20 protein-coding genes and 1 tRNA gene are annotated in these 17,422 nt (G+C 62.4%); 12 read left to right on the top strand and 9 right to left on the bottom strand.

What is annotated here, in order from left to right; translation table 11 throughout:
* Positions 1-174: 174 nt before the first annotated feature.
* Together QOU61_RS16980 and QOU61_RS16985 are read right to left on the bottom strand one after the other, a co-directional pair.
* A complete protein-coding gene (locus QOU61_RS16980; protein WP_289660703.1) occupies positions 175-1,176 on the bottom strand; it encodes a Bug family tripartite tricarboxylate transporter substrate binding protein in 1,002 nt (333 codons plus the stop codon).
* Positions 1,177-1,437: 261 nt separating this feature from the next.
* The gene (locus QOU61_RS16985) at positions 1,438-1,923 is read right to left on the bottom strand and encodes an outer membrane protein assembly factor BamE (RefSeq protein WP_289660706.1); all 486 of its coding nucleotides are present in this window, start codon (positions 1,921-1,923) and stop codon (positions 1,438-1,440) included.
* 98 nt (positions 1,924-2,021) lie between these two features.
* Here QOU61_RS16985 and QOU61_RS16990 point away from each other — a divergent pair, with 98 nt between their 5' ends.
* The 7 genes from QOU61_RS16990 to QOU61_RS17020 all read left to right on the top strand — a co-directional run bounded on the left by QOU61_RS16990 (position 2,022) and on the right by QOU61_RS17020 (position 6,918).
* Entirely contained in the window at positions 2,022-2,576 is a 555-nt protein-coding gene (locus tag QOU61_RS16990) for a ubiquinol-cytochrome C chaperone family protein (RefSeq protein ID WP_289660709.1), read from the top strand.
* Positions 2,563-3,153: a YceD family protein gene (locus QOU61_RS16995; protein ID WP_289660712.1), complete on the top strand. Its 591-nt coding sequence runs from the start codon at positions 2,563-2,565 to the stop codon at positions 3,151-3,153. Before QOU61_RS16990 ends, QOU61_RS16995 begins: the two co-directional genes overlap by 14 nt.
* 323 nt (positions 3,154-3,476) lie before the next feature.
* Entirely contained in the window at positions 3,477-4,538 is a 1,062-nt protein-coding gene (plsX, locus tag QOU61_RS17000; RefSeq protein WP_289660715.1) for a phosphate acyltransferase PlsX, read from the top strand.
* Positions 4,535-5,512: a beta-ketoacyl-ACP synthase III gene (locus tag QOU61_RS17005; protein WP_289660718.1), complete on the top strand. Its 978-nt coding sequence runs from the start codon at positions 4,535-4,537 to the stop codon at positions 5,510-5,512. The genes plsX and QOU61_RS17005 overlap by 4 nt, the downstream gene beginning before the upstream one ends.
* Before the next feature lie 130 nt (positions 5,513-5,642).
* The gene (locus QOU61_RS17010; protein WP_289660721.1) at positions 5,643-5,978 is read left to right on the top strand and encodes an integration host factor subunit alpha; all 336 of its coding nucleotides are present in this window, start codon (positions 5,643-5,645) and stop codon (positions 5,976-5,978) included.
* A 222-nt stretch (positions 5,979-6,200) separates the two neighbouring features.
* Positions 6,201-6,758, top strand: a complete 558-nt coding sequence (locus QOU61_RS17015) for a MerR family transcriptional regulator (protein WP_289660724.1) — start codon at positions 6,201-6,203, stop codon at positions 6,756-6,758.
* Between the two features lie 82 nt (positions 6,759-6,840).
* Positions 6,841-6,918: transfer RNA gene (locus tag QOU61_RS17020), tRNA-Pro, on the top strand.
* Positions 6,919-7,931: 1,013 nt separating this feature from the next.
* Here the strand turns inward: QOU61_RS17020 and QOU61_RS17025 are convergent.
* Together QOU61_RS17025 and QOU61_RS17030 are read right to left on the bottom strand one after the other, a co-directional pair.
* Positions 7,932-8,255, bottom strand: coding sequence for a hypothetical protein (locus QOU61_RS17025; protein ID WP_289660727.1), 324 nt, complete (start codon positions 8,253-8,255; stop codon positions 7,932-7,934).
* A gap of 82 nt (positions 8,256-8,337) precedes the next feature.
* A complete protein-coding gene (locus QOU61_RS17030; protein ID WP_289660730.1) occupies positions 8,338-8,541 on the bottom strand; it encodes a hypothetical protein in 204 nt (67 codons plus the stop codon).
* Between the two features lie 518 nt (positions 8,542-9,059).
* Between QOU61_RS17030 and QOU61_RS17035 the strand changes: the two genes are divergently transcribed.
* Positions 9,060-9,302 carry a hypothetical protein gene (locus QOU61_RS17035; protein WP_289660733.1) on the top strand — a complete coding sequence of 81 codons (243 nt, stop codon included), beginning with the start codon at positions 9,060-9,062 and terminating at the stop codon, positions 9,300-9,302.
* Positions 9,303-9,493: 191 nt separating this feature from the next.
* Positions 9,494-9,724, top strand: a complete 231-nt coding sequence (locus QOU61_RS17040) for a hypothetical protein (RefSeq protein WP_289660734.1) — start codon at positions 9,494-9,496, stop codon at positions 9,722-9,724.
* Between the two features lie 90 nt (positions 9,725-9,814).
* Here QOU61_RS17040 and QOU61_RS17045 read toward each other — a convergent pair whose 3' ends face one another.
* From QOU61_RS17045 to QOU61_RS17055, 3 genes are all read right to left on the bottom strand, one after another.
* Positions 9,815-10,165 (bottom strand): hypothetical protein, encoded by a 351-nt coding sequence (locus tag QOU61_RS17045; protein ID WP_289660737.1) that lies wholly within the window; start codon positions 10,163-10,165, stop codon positions 9,815-9,817.
* A gap of 230 nt (positions 10,166-10,395) precedes the next feature.
* Positions 10,396-10,605, bottom strand: a complete 210-nt coding sequence (locus tag QOU61_RS17050) for a hypothetical protein (RefSeq protein ID WP_289660739.1) — start codon at positions 10,603-10,605, stop codon at positions 10,396-10,398.
* A 457-nt stretch (positions 10,606-11,062) separates the two neighbouring features.
* Complete coding sequence (locus tag QOU61_RS17055; RefSeq protein ID WP_289660741.1) at positions 11,063-11,350, bottom strand: hypothetical protein; 288 nt, start codon at positions 11,348-11,350, stop codon at positions 11,063-11,065.
* 362 nt (positions 11,351-11,712) lie between these two features.
* On the opposite strand from QOU61_RS17055, the gene QOU61_RS17060 reads away from it, so the two are divergent.
* On the top strand, positions 11,713-12,840 hold the full coding sequence (locus QOU61_RS17060; RefSeq protein WP_289660744.1) for a hypothetical protein: 1,128 nt from the start codon (positions 11,713-11,715) through the stop codon (positions 12,838-12,840).
* Here the strand turns inward: QOU61_RS17060 and QOU61_RS17065 are convergent.
* Positions 12,837-13,085, bottom strand: coding sequence for a hypothetical protein (locus QOU61_RS17065; protein ID WP_289660746.1), 249 nt, complete (start codon positions 13,083-13,085; stop codon positions 12,837-12,839). The genes QOU61_RS17060 and QOU61_RS17065 overlap by 4 nt on opposite strands.
* 860 nt (positions 13,086-13,945) lie before the next feature.
* On the opposite strand from QOU61_RS17065, the gene QOU61_RS17070 reads away from it, so the two are divergent.
* Positions 13,946-15,172 carry a polysaccharide biosynthesis/export family protein gene (locus QOU61_RS17070; protein WP_289660749.1) on the top strand — a complete coding sequence of 409 codons (1,227 nt, stop codon included), beginning with the start codon at positions 13,946-13,948 and terminating at the stop codon, positions 15,170-15,172.
* A gap of 52 nt (positions 15,173-15,224) precedes the next feature.
* Positions 15,225-16,676: an O-antigen ligase family protein gene (locus QOU61_RS17075; protein ID WP_289660752.1), complete on the top strand. Its 1,452-nt coding sequence runs from the start codon at positions 15,225-15,227 to the stop codon at positions 16,674-16,676.
* Between the two features lie 37 nt (positions 16,677-16,713).
* On the opposite strand, the gene QOU61_RS17080 is transcribed toward QOU61_RS17075, so the two are convergent.
* Positions 16,714-17,373 (bottom strand): transglutaminase-like cysteine peptidase, encoded by a 660-nt coding sequence (locus QOU61_RS17080; RefSeq protein WP_289660755.1) that lies wholly within the window; start codon positions 17,371-17,373, stop codon positions 16,714-16,716.
* Positions 17,374-17,422: the final 49 nt, after the last annotated feature.

Raw genomic sequence — 17,422 nt, forward strand, 5'->3', positions numbered from 1 at the left:
GAAAAGAAAACCCCGCGGGTCATGCCCGCGGGGTTTTTGTTTGGCGGCGTGGATACTTCAACTCGTCATTCCGCGGCGGTCCGCAGGACCGAACCCGGAATCTCGAGATTCCCCGATGCGCATTGCGCACCTGTGGTCTGGTGCTAACGCACCATCCCGGAATGACGCTACGTGTCAGCGCACCTCCATCTGCAGGCCTTCCTTCTCGATGATGGCGGCGAATTTCCTGGTCTCGGCATCGACGAAGTCGGAAAACTGCTGTGGCGTACCGTAGTCGGCGCGCGCGCCCATCGCGGCAATGTTCTTCTTGACGTCGTCGCGTTCCAGCGCCGCCTTCACCTCCCTGTTCAAGGCGTCGACGATCTCCGCCGGTGCGGTCTTCGGCAGGAATACGCCGAACCAGGAGGAGACGTCGAACTTCGCAAGCTCGGCTGCGCCCTCGCGCATGGTCGGCAGCTCGGGTGCGGAGGCGCTGCGCTCGGTCGTGGTGACGCACAGCCCGTTGAGCTTGCCGTCGAGGATCTGCGGCAGCGACGGATAAAGGTTGTCGAACAAGATCTGGATGTCGCCGGCAAGACCCGCCTGCAGCGCGGGCCCTGCGCCGCGGAACGGCACATGGGTCATCTTCAGCCGCGTCAGCTGCAAAAACCAGGCGCCGGTGAGGTGAGGGCTCTGGCCAACGCCGGAGGAGCCGTAGGTGAGCTTGTCGGGATTTGCCTTGAGATAGGCAATCAGCTCCGGGATCGACTTGATGCCGGTCGAAGGATGCGCCGAGACGATGTTCGGAATCCGGATCATGTTGGAGACCGCCTGCAACTGGTCCGCCTTGTAGGTGAGGTTTCTGAAGATCGAATAGGCGATGGCATTCGGTCCGGGATTGCCGATCAGGATGGTATGGCCGTCGCCCTTGCTGCGCGCGACCTCGGCAGTGCCGATGGTGCCGCCGGCGCCGGACCGGTTCTCGACGATGGCGGACTGTCCCCAGGCGCCTTGCAGATGTGCGGCGAGCAGTCGCCCCATCACGTCGGTGCTGCCGCCGGCGGCCGCGGGCACGATGATGCGCACCGTCTCCGTGGGCCGCCAGTCTGCCAGGCTCGCGCGCGGCAGGATCGCTGCGGTCGACAAAGCGGCCGCGCCCACAAGCACGCCGCGGCGAGACAATGGATGGCTGGTCAAAGCGTCCTCCCCCTGATCTCGGTTTTCGGGGGAGCGTAGGGGAGGAGCCCGTCGCCCGGCAAGCGGCGGCTTTGCGCAGTCGGGTTTGGCGCTAGTGGCTAGTGGTCCGATTCTAACATTCGCATCCCATCGCGGCAGGCACTTTTGCGAATGTTAGAATCAAAGGACCGCTAGCAAATTATTTGTTCTAGTGGAGCTTCGGATTTGACGTTCGCATCAAGGAATCGCGGTGAAGGCGTAGCGAACGTCAAATCCGCTCCACTAGTTGAAGCTCAATAGCTTGAACAGCGGGGTCAGGTAGCTCAGCTCCTGGCCTGACGTCGTCGTGGTGCGACTGACGAAGTCGAAGATCTTGCCGTCCTTCAGCCCGTAATTGGCGAGGCGGCGGACCTGCCGGTTCTTGTCGAAATAGATCGCGATCACCCGCTGGTCGACAACGCGGTCGTTCATGAAGGCGACCGGGCGACTTGCGCGCTGCGAGATGTAATAGAACACCTCGCCGTCGAGCGTTGCGACGGTCGACGGCGTGCCCATCACGATCAGCACCTGGTCCTGGCTCGCGCCGATCGGGATCTGCTCCAGCGCGCCTGCAGGCAGGATGTAGCCCTTCTGGAATTGCTCGCCGGTGCAGGCGCCGAGCACGGCGCAGACGAGGGCTATCGCGGCCGTGGCGCGGATGCGGCCCCAGCGCGTCGAGGCGCCGCGCAGAGCCGGGGCGCGTGAGCTTGTATTGCGAATATCGGTCATGACGGAATCGATCCCGTCCCCTTGCATCCAGCGAGACGTTGGCGTACCGGCCACGGCGTCGAAGCGCAACAGGCGCGAGCCGACGTGCGGAACCCACAATGCTCTGGCCGTTCAGTCAATTCAGGAAACCCCGTGTTGCCCCGCCGGGCACCATTGAAGCGATCTATGGCATGATCGTGACGCAAGCGCGAGAACCCTTATTTTACCGGGACTTGGGCGTGGCCGACACGGTTAATGGCCGTTTTGACCTGCTCTTGGTGCATTTATGGCTGCTGTTGCGCCGGATCCGGCCGGTGCAGGGTGGACCTGAGATCGCGCAGGCGCTGTTCGACCGCTTCTGCGACGATATGGACGCCAATCTGCGCGAGATGGGTGTCGGCGACCTTGCCGTGCCGAAGCGGATGCAGGCCTTTGGCGAGGCGTTCTATGGCCGCACCGCGGCCTACGACATGGCCTTGACCGAGGGCGAAGAGGCGCTGGCGCAGGCCTTCTGCAGGAACGTCCTCAACGGTGAGAACTTGCCCGGGGCGCACCGGCTCGCGGCCTATGCGCACACGGTGATGACGATGCTGGCCGGGCTCGACGATGCGACGCTGCTAGCTGCATCGTGGACGTTTCCGGCGCCGTCGCTGGAGGCGAATGGCCATGGCTAGCACGAAGACCAATAGCGATCCCTGGCGCGCGCCGCTCGGCGTTGCGCAAATCCCCGACACCGGCCTGCACCGCGAGATCGAAGCGGATGCACAGGCGCGCCGGGTCATTGCCGAGCTTGCGGGCCTGCGCGATGTGCTGTCGGCGCAGGCGTCGTTCGACGTCACGCCGAAGAGCGGCGGCCGTTTCCATGTCACCGGCCGTGTCCGCGCGCGGATCGGGCAAGTCTGCGTGGTGACGCTCGATCCGATCGAGAACGACATCGACGAAGGGATCGATGTGGTGTTCGCGCCGCCGGAATTGATTCCTACCCGGATCGCGCCTGCGGAGGATGTCGAGGAGGGCGATGACGCGCAGGAGCCAGACCCGCCGGAGCCGATCGTGAATGGCTTCATCGACCTCGGCCGTCTTGCGACGGACGCGCTGTTTCTCGGCATCGATCCCTATCCGCGCAAGCCGGGCGCGGTGTTCGAACCGCGTGTCGCGGCGGCCGATCCCGAAGATCATCCGTTCGCTGCGCTTCAGGCCCTCAAAGGGGACGCGCGCTCGCCCGAAGGGCGCAAGCCCAAGCCGAAGTGATCGCGGTTGAAGTGAAACTTTAAGGCGCGACCCGCCTTTGAGGGCAGGTGTGGCACGAATTCAATTCGGCACCATAAGATATTGAAATACATGATATTTTTTTGAGTGTTCGAATCCCCGGCGGCGGTCCAGGGAACCGATCAGCCGGGGCGCAGGAGGTTGTGTCGGGGCCGGGAAACGCTATTGTCGCGGCCCGGGCGCGGGTGCGGCGTTGTGCCCGGCCCAGCGCTACCGATTTGAAGTTCCTGCATCGTGCGCGGCAAAATTCGATCAGGAACTCCAAGTTGAACGCGGATACGAGAGATCAGGCTTCCGGGACGTTCATGCCTCAAAAGGTTCGAATTGCGCTTGACGCCATGGGTGGCGATGTCGGCGCAGCAGTGGTCATCCCCGGCGCCGCGATCTCGCTGAAGCGACATCCCGATACGGAGTTCCTGCTGTTCGGCGATTCCGTGCTGATCGGTGCGGAGCTCGCCAAATACCCGGAGCTGAAGGCCGCTTCCCGCGTTGTCCACACCGACGTCGCGGTCGGCATGGACGACAAGCCGAGCCAGGCGTTGCGGCGCGGGCGCAAGAACTCGTCGATGTGGCTCGCGATCGATGCGGTCAAGAAGGGCGAGGCGGGCGTTGTCGTCTCCGCCGGCAATACCGGCGCGCTGGTGGCCATGGCCCGCTTCTGCCTGCGCATGCTCGCAGGGATCGACCGCCCGGCGCTCGCCGCCGTCTGGCCGACCATGCGCGGCGATTCGGTCGTGCTGGATCTCGGCGCCACCATCGGCGGGGATGCGCGTCACTTGGTGGCGCTGTCGGTGATGGGCAGCGCGATGGCGAGCGTGCTGTTCAACCTGGAGCGGCCAAAGGTCGGCCTGCTCAATATCGGCGTCGAGGAAATGAAGGGCCATGAGGAGATAAGAGAGGCGGCCGAGCTGTTGCGCGCGATGAATCTGCCGCAGCTCGACTATATCGGCTTTGTCGAAGGCGACGGCATCGGGCGAGGCGACGCCGACGTCATCGTGTCGGAGGGGTTTTCCGGCAATATCGCGCTCAAGGCGACCGAAGGCACGGCCCGCCAGATCATGACCTTCCTGCGCGATGCCATCGAAAAGAGCCTGCTTGCGCGCATCGGCTATCTCTTGGCCCGCGGCGCGTTCCGCCAGCTACGCGACAAGCTCGATCCCGGCAAGTCGAACGGCAGCGTGCTGCTGGGTCTGAACGGCATCGTGGTCAAGAGCCATGGCGGCACCGATGCCGAGGGCTTTGCCTCCGCCGTCGAGGTTGGCTATGAGATGGTGCACTACGATCTCCTGACAAAGATTAACCAGATGCTCAATCGCGACGGCGGTGCGCTGAAGCAAGCGCAGACCGCGCAGGAGGCTGTCTCGTGACTGCAATCCGTTCGGTCATACTCGGCTGCGGCTCGTACTTGCCGCAGCGTGTGTTGACCAATGCCGAGCTTGCCGAGCGCATCGACACCTCCGACGAATGGATCGTGCAGCGGACGGGGATCCGGCAGCGTCATATCGCCGCCGACGGCGAGTTCACCTCGCACCTCGCCATCAACGCGGCGAACGCTGCGCTCGCCCATGCCGGCGTCGATGCGCAGTCGATCGACCTGATCGTTCTGGCGACCTCGACGCCCGACAACACGTTTCCTGCGACCGCGGTCGCGGTGCAGCACGGGCTCGGCATCAATCATGGTGCGGCCTTCGACCTGCAGGCGGTGTGCTCGGGCTTCGTGTTCGCGCTGGCGACCGCCGACAACTTCCTGCGCACGGGCAGCTACAAGCGCGCGCTCGTCATCGGCGCCGAGACCTTTTCGCGGATTCTCGACTGGAACGATCGCGGCACCTGTGTGCTGTTCGGCGATGGCGCCGGCGCGGTCATCCTCGATGCGCAGGAGCAGCCCGGAAAACCTTCAGACCGCGGCATATTGACCACGCATCTGCGTTCCGACGGCCGCCACAAGTCGAAGCTCTATGTCGACGGCGGCCCGTCCTCGACCCAGACCGTCGGATATCTGCGGATGGAAGGACGCGAGGTCTTCAAGCACGCGGTCGGCATGATCACCGACGTGATCGTCGACGCTTTCAACGCCACCGGCCTCACCGCGGAAGACATCCAGTGGTTCATTCCGCACCAGGCCAACAAGCGAATCATCGACGCTTCGGCGCACAAACTCCATATTGCGCCGCCGAAGGTCGTTTTGACCGTCGACCGCCATGGCAACACCTCGGCGGCCTCGATTCCGCTCGCGCTCGACCTCGCCGTCAGGGACGGCCGCGTCAAGAAAGGCGATTTATTGCTGCTGGAAGCCATGGGGGGCGGCTTCACCTGGGGGTCGGCGCTCGTGCGCTGGTAAGCCATTCGTAAAAATCTTCCGTTGCATTTGCTGTGTCATTCGCCTCTGTGGAGCGATGAGCGCAGTTGACCAATCCAAGTTAACCCCCTAATTTCAGATGGGAATTGTTCGCCTTGAGTTGGGGCAGGCGATGGCTGGAACCGGAAAAACAGTTACGCGCGTCGATTTGTGCGAGGCGGTCTACCAGAAGGTCGGACTGTCGCGCACCGAATCGTCCGCCTTTGTCGAATTGGTGCTGAAGGAGATCACCGACTGCCTGGAAAAGGGCGAGACGGTGAAGCTGTCCTCGTTTGGCTCGTTCATGGTGCGCAAAAAGGGGCAGCGCATCGGCCGCAATCCGAAGACCGGCATGGAAGTGCCGATCTCGCCGCGGCGGGTCATGGTGTTCAAGCCTTCCGCGATCCTGAAGCAGCGGATCAACGGGCATCATCCCAACGCCAACGGCGACGGCAAGGAAGAGGACTAGTGGTCCGGTCCTAACATTCGCATCGCGTTTTGAGAGGCATGTTTGCGAATGTTGGAATCAAGGGACCACTGGCAATTATAGGTTTCCAGTGAAGTTTTGGATTTGACATTCGCTTTGCCACCTTGTCGTTAGGATGGGTAGCGAATGTCAAATCCACTCCACTGGAGTGCGGCGGATCCGGCGCAGATCGCGGCCGGACGATCGATTTGAGGAAGCGGGCATTTGGACAAGGCGCCGGATGCGTTCCGAACCATCAGCGAGGTCGCCGAAGACCTCGACATTCCCCAGCACGTCCTGAGGTTCTGGGAGACGCGCTTCGCGCAGATCAAGCCGATGAAGCGGAGCGGCGGCCGACGCTACTACCGCCCCGACGATGTCGATCTGCTCAAGGGCATCCGCCGGCTGCTCTACGGCGAGGGCTACACCATCCGCGGGGTGCAGCGCATCCTCAAGGAGCACGGCGTCAAGTCGGTCCAGAGTCTCGCTGACACCAACAATGCAGTTTCCTTCGGCGCCATCGAGGAGGCGGTCGGGCTGAGCCTGATGGAGGAGCCCCAGGGCCTCGGCACCGAAGGCGAGGAGGAGGAGACGGCGGACGAGCGGGAAGGCATCGACTTCCGCTTTGCCGACGTCGACGACGACGGGCTTTTGACCTCGTTCCGCGAGGATCCGGGCGAGGGCGGCGACCCGCGGCCGATCGACCGCGAGCGGCTGGAACGGGTGCTGCAGGACCTGACCGCCTGCCGGAAGCTCCTCGACCAGGCGCTCAAGGACGGCTGAGCCGCAATCGCCCTCAGAACCCGCCACGACGCCTGCCCGGCTGCTTGCGCGAACTCCCGATCGAAGCTAAGTGAACGAATGTCGGAGCGTGGCGCAGCCCGGTTAGCGCACTAGTCTGGGGGACTAGGGGTCGTGGGTTCAAATCCCGCCGCTCCGACCATTTTAACCATCAATGACAGCTCGATCGCCAGTGGAGCTCGCTGGCGATACGCCCGGCATACCGGCAAGGGTTGCCGGATACGACGTCATGCCGCGAAGGCTGTGGCCCGTTTGCGATTCCGAATTATTGGTGCTTAACTGAAGCGACCGTTTACGTGTGGGACGCTGTCGCACCGGACGAATTTGGCGAGGTTGCGCTGATGCCCACCTCGCCGTCTCGCTCCGACTGATTTTTTGCAGCAGCACGAAGAACGTGAGCGGTGCCGACGTGGATAGTCGGCTCGCCAAGGCCATCGAACCCGAGCAGCCGATGACGCTGGCGAGCCTCGCTCGAACTCGGGAGGAAGTGCAATGCGTTCTACGTGTCTCTCGGTGGCGATCCTGTTGGCCCTCCTGCCGTCAGCCGCCTTGACCCAACAGTCCCCTGGATTGTCCGGCGACAAGTCCACCGGAGAGACGATTGGCCATCCTCCGCCACTTGCCGGCCCGCCGCCCGCCTCGCCACCGGGACAGCCGCCTGCGTCGGCGAATGCGACGCCGCCCGCTGGCGATGCGCCTGCCAAAGGCTACACCGGCGCATACGGGCCTACCGGGCCATCGACCCCGTACTTCTCTGGTCCGATACCGATGTCGAGTGGCGGGCCTGGGCTGAATGTCGCCGGGCCCGATGGCTCCACGCGAACGATCAAGGCCGTGCCTTGCGGAACAGTGGCGCGCTCAACCGACGGATCGACGACCTGCATCGGCATTCCGGATCAACCTGCAAAGGTTTCGGATCAGACGCCCAGAAGGCGGCGCCACTAGCGGCTCGTCGCCGAAGTTGTCGGCTGCTCTCCGGCATCGCGTTGCAATTGCGCAACATGATCCAAAAAAGCCGTTTTTGACGCGAGGATTTCACTGGCCTAGCCGTGCGCGTCAGCGCACGGTTCCAGCATTCATTTCATTCGTTATCGCGACGACCGCGGGCTGGTCATGCTGGGGACAGGCGAAGAGGCTGAAAACAAACCATCGATTTCACGAACGGACTTGCAATCGGCGATTACGGAAGCTGTCAAAAAATTCGATCCCGAGTGCAAAGACTTTATCGACGTGATTATCGAGCACACCAGGCCCGATGCCCGGTTCGGCGCGAATTGGGCCATCAGGGGTATCAAGTTTGGCAGGTCCGATCGGCAAAAGGCCGCTCAGGCCATTGCGGTCATTGTTGCGCGCATGCAGCATGAATTCAGGCTTTCCGAGGATCCCCGAGAGCCGCCTTACGCGAACAACTAGATCACACCCGCGGTCATCGAGCTGCTGACCCGGCAGGCGCTCGTGCGCTGCTGATCCGTTCTTCAAGCGAGCGTTGCCACATCAATCCGTCGCGAAGCTGCGATGTCGTTGAAGCCGTTTTGTCCGAGCGCACGCTTGCGAGTGGCCTTCAACGCTTCGGGCGCGACGCCCTTCGGAACCAAATGATTCCCGCGCCGATGATCAGCGCTGCGAGGAGCGAGTTTTCGCGAATGTCTTCGCGGGAGAAGCCGCCATAGACGTGAAGGGCGTGACGAAGCAGCGCGGCAAACAGAATGGTGGCCAACACGGCTATCAGAAAATACCGCAGCCGAAACTCTCTTGGATCCAGCATTGTGGTCGCCCCTGGCAAAGTAACGCTCGTTCCCGACCGGTGACGGCCAGGAGCAAATGCGGCGTTTCTGAAAACTGTTTTTGCCTCATCCCAGATTCCTTAAATACGACATTTTGAGCCCGCTCGGCCAGATTGCCGAAGCGGCTTTTTGGAATGCGCCGCAGCAATTTGCGCGTTCGTTCGCAGGTCTACCGCGTGGGTCCTGGCGCGCGGGTCCTGGCCGAACACCTCCGGCGCCGCTCGCATCGTCGCGCGCGGTGCGCTTCGTGCAGACGCGGCCAGCACGCGTTCTGTCTGCGAACGCGATCGGCCCCGCTCCGTCCGGCAAAGACGCCGCGCATACGTCCGGTTTTTTCGGGCGATCTTCACCATATGCCGGGGCCGGAGAGCGACTTCCCGAAAGGCCCCATTAACCGACAAGCCCGTTAACCGACAATTTTTGCGCTTCGTTCAGCGCGGATCGGTCAACTCGCCCCTGGGAGCTGCGAGGAGACAGGGTTCTGCTTGACGAGGGCGCCGTGAAGAGCGTGCTTCTTGGTATTCTGGCCCACAAGGCCGCTGGGACGATGATCGGTGCCGTGCTGCTTCCAGCGGGACGGCTGACGCGCCATGCCGGTGGCTCTGTCGGGACGAGCCGTGACGTCAGGGTCATCAGCGACCGGGAAAGAGCCGTCGCGGCGCAGGCTGACGATTGGCACGACCTGATTGGGCACCATCGCTACTATGGCCGTTCCGCCTACGGCAGCCCGCCGATCACGTAAATCCAGGCCGAAGCGAGCCGTGGCGATAGCCTGACGCCTTCGCTTCCTGATCAGCGTCTCAACGCGAAACCGTTGCCGATAGCTCAAATCCGATGGCGGCGGCTTGGTGAGCTCGTTGCCGCTACGCGCTCCCGCGTGGTATCAATCCCGGACGTGCTCGACAATTATCGCGATTTCTCGAGGGAGCGAACATGAAAAGGGCAGGGTTGATCTTGCTTTCGATGGTGGTGATCGCGGCGGCGCCCACGCCGTCCGAAGCGCGGCATTATCGGCATCACCACTGCGGGGCGTATGACGACTATACCCACAGCAATCGGCTGTCGTCGTTCTCGTACATCTTTCCGGCCGCCAATTGGGGCCCGTTCTTCCATTGCAGGATGTATGTCAGCCCGGTCGTGACCCTTCAGCCACTTCAGTACTGAGGCAACGCGACGGACGAGAGCATGCGCACGCCGCGCTTGACGAGCCGGCGTCGCGATCTCCGCTGCGACGCGCGGGGTGCGCGACAAGGCTCAGCGTGAATCAGCCTTGGCGAGCCATCCCGACAGGGCGGCAATCGTGCTCCTGACATTGTCCCGACGGGTATCCAGCGCTCTTGCCTCGATCGGGTAGGCGACGGCGGAGGGATCGCGGACCCTGGCGCCAGCCAGGACGGCACTCGTCGCACTGTCGAGGCGGGCGGCCTGGCGCTCCAGCTCGTCGATGAAGTTGCGCACCCTCGCCGCAGTCGCCCGACCGGTTTCCATCTCCTTCTGCATCCGCATTTCCGCACGGGCCCAGGGGGGCGCCAGGCGCGCGCGGATGCGGTCCGGATTGTTCCTACGCCGGGATTCCACCGTTCCGAAATGATACTGGTCAGCCATGAGAATGCTCCGCTGCGATACAATTGTGGCCGGGAGTTCGAATTTCAGCGAGCTCGTCGCAAGAACCCTGCCAATGTGCGCGTCGGGATCCGGTTTGGCCGAAATTTTGGAGGGCCGCCGCGGGCGCCGGAGGCGCGCGGAGGACGGACAAAAAAACGAAACCGCGGCCTCCTGCAGGAAAGGCCGCGGGCTGGTTGCAGCGGAGGGCGACGGGACGGGATCGCCGGTCGCTACTTGTCCTTCCGCTGGACGCAAACGACACGCCCCAGCGTCTGAACGCGCTGGCCGGCGCCGGTCGGCGTGCCGATCTCGTTCTTGATTACATCGGCAGCCTTGTTGCAAAGCGCTTCGGTCGGGAACGGCTGAATGAGCTGCGTGGTCGGTTGGGTCGGACTGCCGAAAACGATCCATTGCAGCGAGACGAACAAGACCCATTCCATGGCGTAGCTCCAACCTTTGATCGGGAACCGTCGCGCGGCGAGAAGGAAAAGCGGGCCGTGCGTCAATTCTCCTAATCTGATTCCCGACTTTTGTTGTTGCTCGATCGCGAAAAACCCTGCCAAATGCGCGGCAATATCAGAACTGCTCCCCAGATCGCTGTTCTGGCCTGGGTTGGTGAGGGTCCAATGAGATTTACACTGGCGATTATTTGCCTGGTCGGGTGCAGCAGCGCAGGCTGGGCGCAGTATGGCGTTTCAAATCAACGCGACATGTACGGAAATCTGGCGCGGGACAGCGGGACTTACGCTCCCCGCGGCGTCAATCAAGGTCCGGTCAACAACGGACCGATTCGGAATGCTCCCACGCAGCCGACGACCATCAATGCGGGCACGGCCAAGGGCACAGCCAAATAGCTGATAGTGAGGGCCTAGCCGATCTTGGGTGTGTCGCGCCTCCTCACCACCACCAGACCGTCGGCCTTTCCGGCGCCCCGCAGACGATGGCGCGGCGACGTTCGACCCCGTTGGGCGTTTCGACGGCGACCGTCTTGATGCAGCCAGGATGAATGGCGACGCTGTACTGGTATGGCGCGGAATCGAAGTAGCCGTGGATTCGGCAGAGATAGGCGAGATCGGGTCCGCACTTGGTGAGGGGATAGAGGCGCCCATGAGCTGATGCCGTGCCCGACATGCCGGCCAGCGCAAATAGAACCACGGCAGCAGCGATCTTTGTGACGTTCGACATGTCCTGACCTTTTGTCCTGAACCTTGATGGCATCCATGAACCTGCGACATCCGACAATAAGCCGTAAGCCGCGCGTTAGCCAAGCGAATGCAGACGCTTACGCTGGCGATAGGCAGCAAACGATGCGGTGTGTGGCGCAAACACTGCAGTCATGGCCGTCATGGCTCGGATCGTCGAGCCTGTGTCCCTCGTCGCATCAGCCGTGCGCAAGTCTTGTTCTTTCAATCAGTTCAGTGGTTTAATCCGCAGCACCCAAGGACCGACCCGACGACGCGATGAAACCTGAAATCCCCAGGATCGATCAGGAGAGGGCGATCTCGCCGCATGCGCAGGAGATCGAATACGCGCTGATTCTGCAGCGGATGATCAATGCGGTGAAGGATGATCCGGCGCAAATGCGCCTGGCGATCTACGAATTCGCGCGCGCCAGGCTGAATGTCGATACGTCCCGGACCGAAGAGAGCGAACGAAACCGGCTGACGTCGGCGTTGGAGACCGCGATCCAGGGAGTTGAGGCGTTTTCCGCGCGCCGTGAGGAGAAGGAGCGGCTGCCGCCGCCCAATCCGCAAACGCAAATCGCGCCGGTTGCGCGGGCCGCTCCGCCGCCGGCAACGCGGGGATCGGCCACGTCGCTTCGCCCGGTAACGCCCGCGCAGGAAGACATTCTGTTGCCGGACAGGGACTATCCACGCGCCAGCGAATTACCGTTCCTGGAGACGCGCGAGCGATCGCTGGTGTCGACCCTGGCGCGGTTTTTCGTCGGGATGCTGCTGTTCGGCTTGCTGGTGGGCCTGGCGTATTACAGGCAACGATTGCCGGTGCTGCGCGATCACCTGAATTTCCCTCAGTTGACGGCGTCGAGTCTGGAGCAGCCGGCGGCTTCGCCGTCGCCCGGCGCCGCGCAGCAGGCAGGCGAGACCGCCGGCGTGAAACAAGTCGCAGCAGTGTCGAATGCGCCGCCGTTCCCGGTGCCAACCGACTACGGCGTCTACGCGCTCAATAATGATTCGCTGAGCGAACTCAGTGCGCTGGCCGAGCGGGTGCCCGATAGCCGGATCGCGGTGTCGACCCCCGTCGAAAAACCAAGCCGCACGACCCTGCCGGATGGAAAGGCCAAGTTCATCGTGTTCCGCCGTGACCTCGTCGGCAATACCCCAGACAGGATAGAGGTTCGCGTCGTTGCGCGGGTGTTTCGAGCATTGTCCTTCGATGCAAGAGGCAAGCCGGTCATCTCGCCGGTTTCGGACGTCTGGAACATACGAAACATTTCCTACGGGTTCAGGGTGCGGCCGGTCCCGGGCAACCCCGAGATGCTGCTGGTGCAATCTGAAAAGCCCGACTTCACTTTGCCTGCGGGCCGCTACGTGCTGGTTCTGAAGGATCAGGCGTATGATTTCACGGTCGGCGGCAAGGTGACCGATCTGGCCCAATGTCTGGAGCGGACGGACGCCGCCAACGGCGCGTTCTATTCGGAGTGTCAAAAGCTCTAAATGTGTCGCATGTCGTGCGTCGTAAAAGCCGCGCGCATCAGCAATCCCAGGAAGTAGCTGCCCTGGACGACCGTTTGTGTCCCCATGACCATCAGCAGGCTATCGAGAAAGCTGAATTCTGAACCAAGCGAGACAACGATCGACAAAAGAAACAGCGTCGCGACAACGAGCAGCAGGACTTGCAACCGGAACATGATGCCAACCACAAAACCCGCTGCGGCTAGCGCGATGGCGGCATATCCCATTCAAGGCTTCCGTGTTCGCGCCGATCGTCGTCTACGCATACAAAACATCCTGCGGCGCGCCCGCGCCGGCTGCGGAAGATCAAAACTTTGACTACTTGTGATTTCGCTCGCTCGAAGCGAGCGAAAACGAATCACATCGCAAAGTAGAACATGGTGACCTTCCGAAATCACTCACATTCATGAGCATTGGAGCGGCGGCCATGCTCGCGAATGGGAGGCGTCGAAAAGGGGAACTGGGGTAATGCCATCTCTCGGCACTTGCTCTTGATGCACGGCGAGGATGGCCAATCATGCCCGCGATCCCGACGCCGCCATCGTGCGTAGCCGTCGCAGCGCCATGGGCCGCGCTTTCCGGACCTCTGGGATCGGGAGGGCGCGCGGCTGGCAGATGGCCGTAATGGGAGGACAGGGCGGCTCGCCGTCACCAAGTCCTTTGCGCAACTGATTCCCGCGCGCGCGCGCCTCACGATCCACCAGGCGCACAAGTATTGAAGCGGTGGAGGCCCAGTTCCTCTTGTCGCAGGTGGCGCCCCCCAATGGACAAGTGCTCTCTATAAACTTTTCTAATGCTTTGAATTTTCTGGGAGTTTTTCGCGATCCGCCAGGTACAGAAACTGTGGCCTGATTGCAACTTGGCCGACAAAACCGGCATCCACAGGGCGTATGGCCCTTTGATGGACCAGAGTCGCCCTGTAGGGTTCATGTCGGATGGGGAACTTCTGAGGCCGCGCTCGCTGCCGACTAACGTCAAAACAACCGCAAAATTTAACAAGCCTGGAAGGCACCGTGGGGTGGCTTTGAAAGTTCGGATGATCTCGTTTGTTGCGACAAAGCTTGGCTTGGCGAGGCGGGGACTGCCTTTGCCTGGCTCGATCGGTCGCCCGAACTGGCTTGGCTCGGCGCTTGCCGCGTTGCTTGCCGTGACCCTCCTGAGCGCCTGTTCCGAACTGCCGGGAACGGGACCGAAGAGCAACGCCGTGCATACCTTTGCAACGGCAGGATTGCGGTCGGACGCGGCGTTGCCGTATGCGGTGGTTGACGTGAGCGCGGATACGATCGGCTTTCTCTCGCAACCGAATGTCGTCAGCTTCCAGGGCGCCTTTCCGGACAAGCGACCCAAGTCGCTGCAGGTCGCCGGCGTAGGCGACGTGCTCAATATCTCGATTTTCGAAGCTGCGCCCGGCGGTCTGTTTACGCCGGCAACGGCGGCCGGTGCACGCCCCGGCAACTTCGTCGATCTGCCGCCGCAGGCCGTCGATCAGAAGGGCAGCATCTACGTGCCCTACGCAGGCGAAATTCCGGCCGCGGCGCGAACCTTGCCGGAGATCCAGCAGGCGATCGTCGCGCGGCTGCGGAACCGCGCGATCGAACCGCAGGTCGTCGTCAGCCTCAACCAGCAGCATTCCAGCGTCGTGAGCGTGCTCGGCGATGTGAACACGCCAGGCGTTCTCGCGCTCAACAGCGTCGGCGAGCGGATGTTGGCCCTGATCGCGCGCGCCGGCGGACCGAAGTTCGAAGCGATCGAGAGCTATGTGACGCTGCAGCGTGACGGAAAGCGCGTCAGGGTGCTCCTGGCCCGCATCGTTCACGATCCGACCGAGAACATCTTCATTCGGCCGAATGACGTGATCTTCCTCAGCCACGAGGCGCCGACGTTTACCGCGCTTGGTGCGCTCAACCAGAACGTCTTCGGGTTCAACTCGGAGATTCCGTTCGACGTCGAGACGCTGACACTGGCACAGGCGATCGGCAAGGCCGGCGGCCTCAACGATCAGCAGTCCGATCCTGCCGAGGTGTTCGTCTATCGCTACGAGGATCGCGGCTTCCTGCAGAAGATGGGCGTCGACACCAAGAAGTTTGTCTACGAGAAGATCCCGACCATCTATCACGTCAACCTGCGCGATCCCTCGGGCATGTTGCTGGCCGCCGGGTTCCAGATGCGGACCAAGGACGTGATGTACGTGGCCAATGCCAGGGTGGTGGATTACTACAAGCTGCTGACGCTGATCAGCAACACGGCGAACACCGTCTCGAATACGGCCAATGCGGTGACCAATGTGAACACTGCGGTCAAAACCAAATGGTAGTCTCGAGCTGAGCTTCTCGATTGCACCGCGCTGATCGGCAATTGGGGTTCCCGTGCAAACGATCAGGCTGATCCAGCTCTGGACGACGATTGCGGTTCTTTGCCTGGCGCCGCTGTTTTTCGGATCGGTCGACCAGCTCTGGGTGGCGATTTGGACGGCCGCGCTGTCAATCGCCACCCTGTGCGGCCCGACCGCGCCGATCGGGGTCAGCCAGCGCCGCGTGCTGGTCACGTTCCTGCTTGTTTGCGGCGCCTACGCGCTTGTAGCGGTCGCCCAGGTCAGGCCTGATCTGTTCGCTCGGCTCAACGATCCGATCTGGCAACGCGCGAACGATCTGCTGCAACTCGATGCCGAGCCGCGGATCTCGAGCCGCGCCGAGATCCCGTCGGTTGCGATCGGGCACTTTCTGCTCGTCGTGACCTCCTTCATGAGCGGATTCTTCGTCGGCGCCTCGCGGCGCGACAGCGATCTGCTGATGGCGTTCGCGCGATATTCCATTCTCTTCTACGCGATCTATGGCCTCTTCGCGCTGGTGTTCACGCCCAACATGGTGTTGTGGGCCCCCAAGCTTGCGTATCACGGCAGCCTGACTGCGAGCTTTGTCAACCACAACACGGCGGCGACCTACATCGGAGCCGGCGTGATCCTGTGGTTCTGCTCGGCGTTCCTCGCGGGGCAAAACCTGCAGTTTTCGTCGCTTCGCGTGCTGCTGCTCACGCCGTCCAATGACCAGGTTGCGTTCAAGCTGATCCTGCGAATGGCAGCCGGACTGGTCTGCTTCTTCGCGCTGCTCCTCACCGGTTCCCGCGGCGGCCTGATCTGCTCGTGCCTGGGACTGCTCGTCGCGATCGGCCTGATGCTGGCCAACCGATTGCGGCCGCGGTTCTGGCTCGTTATCGCTTCCGCAAGCCTTGCCCTCGCGTTGGTGGCGGGCTGGCTGAGCCAGGCGGGACGAATTGGCAGCCAGGGATTATTCGATGACGGGCGCTGGGCCGTCTATGGCTATTGCATCGAAGCCATACGCGAGCGGCCGTGGCTGGGTGCCGGCGCTGGAACCTTTGCCGACCTGTTCCCGTCGCTGCGGTCGGCCACCTTCAGCAGCTGGGGTGTGTGGGACTATGCGCACTCCACGATCCTTGAAATCGCTGTCGAGATGGGTGTGCCGGTTGCCGCGCTTGTCGTCCTTGGCGTGGCTTCGTCTCTGTTCGTTCTGGCGCGGGCTGCGCTCGCGGCCAGGGATCGGAGCAGAAGCTCGCTAGCCGCGATAACGGGGATCGCGGTGCTCGGCTATCTGCATTCGACGATCGATTTTTCGCTGCAGATACCCGGCTGCCTCATCGTGTTCTGGATCCTGCTCGGTTGCTGGCTCGCAAGAGCAACCACCGAGCGGGCAGCGTCCGAGAAGACGCGCCCGCGCGGACTTGCTGTCGTCAGATCAGAAAGCGCAGTCGAGGGCCCGCCGTTGGAGCCCTCGCTGCGCAAGGTTTCTGCTTTACGAAAGTGAGAGGACAATGGCGCGCGGAGCTCGCGGCTTCGCGCGGTCAATTGATCCTTCGATAAGCCAGACGGATCTTTCGATCGGCTTGGGACACTGCAACGCCGGGAGTCCTAATCTCGTACCAGAACCTGGCATCGGACGTGGACTGGATCTTCAGCCAATGATAGTCGGTCTGCTGCCAGGTCCGGATCGTCTCGGTCAGATTGTCGAGCACGAGGTCGCCCTTGGTCGTGGCGACGACGAGAACCAGGTGACCAACTCCGGAAGCGGTCGTGACCACCGACAGCCGCAGGGCTCTCGCGGGGAGGCCGCTCTGAAGCAGCTCGTGACGCTTGGTGACCGCGAAATCATTGCAGTCGCCCATGGACGGCGAGATCGTCCAGCCATCCTGCAGCTCCGTGCCGTAGCTCTTGGCCATCGGGATGATCGAAGCGTTGACGCCGCGGTTGATGCGATCGAGCAGTTCGGAATTTTCCGCATTCATGTCGATGCGCTCATTCTCCATCGGATCCGATTTGCACTCGGAAGGATAGCGAAGACAAAAGCGGACGTGCTGGAACGGAGCCAGCGTTGGCGCAGATTCCGCGATCGGCGAGGAAGGGCCGATGTCTTGCGAATGACGATTGCGCGCATGCGCTTCGTCCGCAAAAAGACCGCCGGCCAAAGCGGCGAATGCCAGTATTGCTGATGCAGTCCGCGTCATAGGACCCCCACCTGATCTGAAAAGAAGCGAGCGTAAATTCGCGCGCTAT

Origin of the sequence: Bradyrhizobium sp. NP1 (assembly GCF_030378205.1) — a bacterium.
In the GTDB taxonomy this organism is placed as follows: Bacteria; Pseudomonadota; Alphaproteobacteria; order Rhizobiales; family Xanthobacteraceae; genus Bradyrhizobium.

Excerpts from the sequence above, each read along its gene's own strand:
- QOU61_RS17065 (WP_289660746.1), bottom strand. The coding sequence starts at position 13,085 with ATGGGATATGCCGCCATCGCGCTAGCCGCAGCGGGTTTTGTGGTTGGC.
- QOU61_RS16985 (WP_289660706.1), bottom strand. The coding sequence starts at position 1,923 with ATGACCGATATTCGCAATACAAGCTCACGCGCCCCGGCTCTGCGCGGC.
- QOU61_RS17040 (WP_289660734.1), top strand. The coding sequence starts at position 9,494 with ATGAAAAGGGCAGGGTTGATCTTGCTTTCGATGGTGGTGATCGCGGCG.
- QOU61_RS17050 (WP_289660739.1), bottom strand. The coding sequence starts at position 10,605 with ATGGAATGGGTCTTGTTCGTCTCGCTGCAATGGATCGTTTTCGGCAGT.
- QOU61_RS17055 (WP_289660741.1), bottom strand. The coding sequence starts at position 11,350 with ATGTCGAACGTCACAAAGATCGCTGCTGCCGTGGTTCTATTTGCGCTG.
- QOU61_RS16995 (WP_289660712.1), top strand. The coding sequence starts at position 2,563 with ATGGCCATGGCTAGCACGAAGACCAATAGCGATCCCTGGCGCGCGCCG.
- QOU61_RS17060 (WP_289660744.1), top strand. The coding sequence starts at position 11,713 with ATGATCAATGCGGTGAAGGATGATCCGGCGCAAATGCGCCTGGCGATC.
- QOU61_RS17010 (WP_289660721.1), top strand. The coding sequence starts at position 5,643 with ATGGCTGGAACCGGAAAAACAGTTACGCGCGTCGATTTGTGCGAGGCG.
- QOU61_RS17080 (WP_289660755.1), bottom strand. The coding sequence starts at position 17,373 with ATGACGCGGACTGCATCAGCAATACTGGCATTCGCCGCTTTGGCCGGC.
- QOU61_RS17045 (WP_289660737.1), bottom strand. The coding sequence starts at position 10,165 with ATGGCTGACCAGTATCATTTCGGAACGGTGGAATCCCGGCGTAGGAAC.
- plsX (WP_289660715.1), top strand. The coding sequence starts at position 3,477 with ATGCCTCAAAAGGTTCGAATTGCGCTTGACGCCATGGGTGGCGATGTC.
- QOU61_RS16990 (WP_289660709.1), top strand. The coding sequence starts at position 2,022 with ATGCTCTGGCCGTTCAGTCAATTCAGGAAACCCCGTGTTGCCCCGCCG.
- QOU61_RS17030 (WP_289660730.1), bottom strand. The coding sequence starts at position 8,541 with ATGCTGGATCCAAGAGAGTTTCGGCTGCGGTATTTTCTGATAGCCGTG.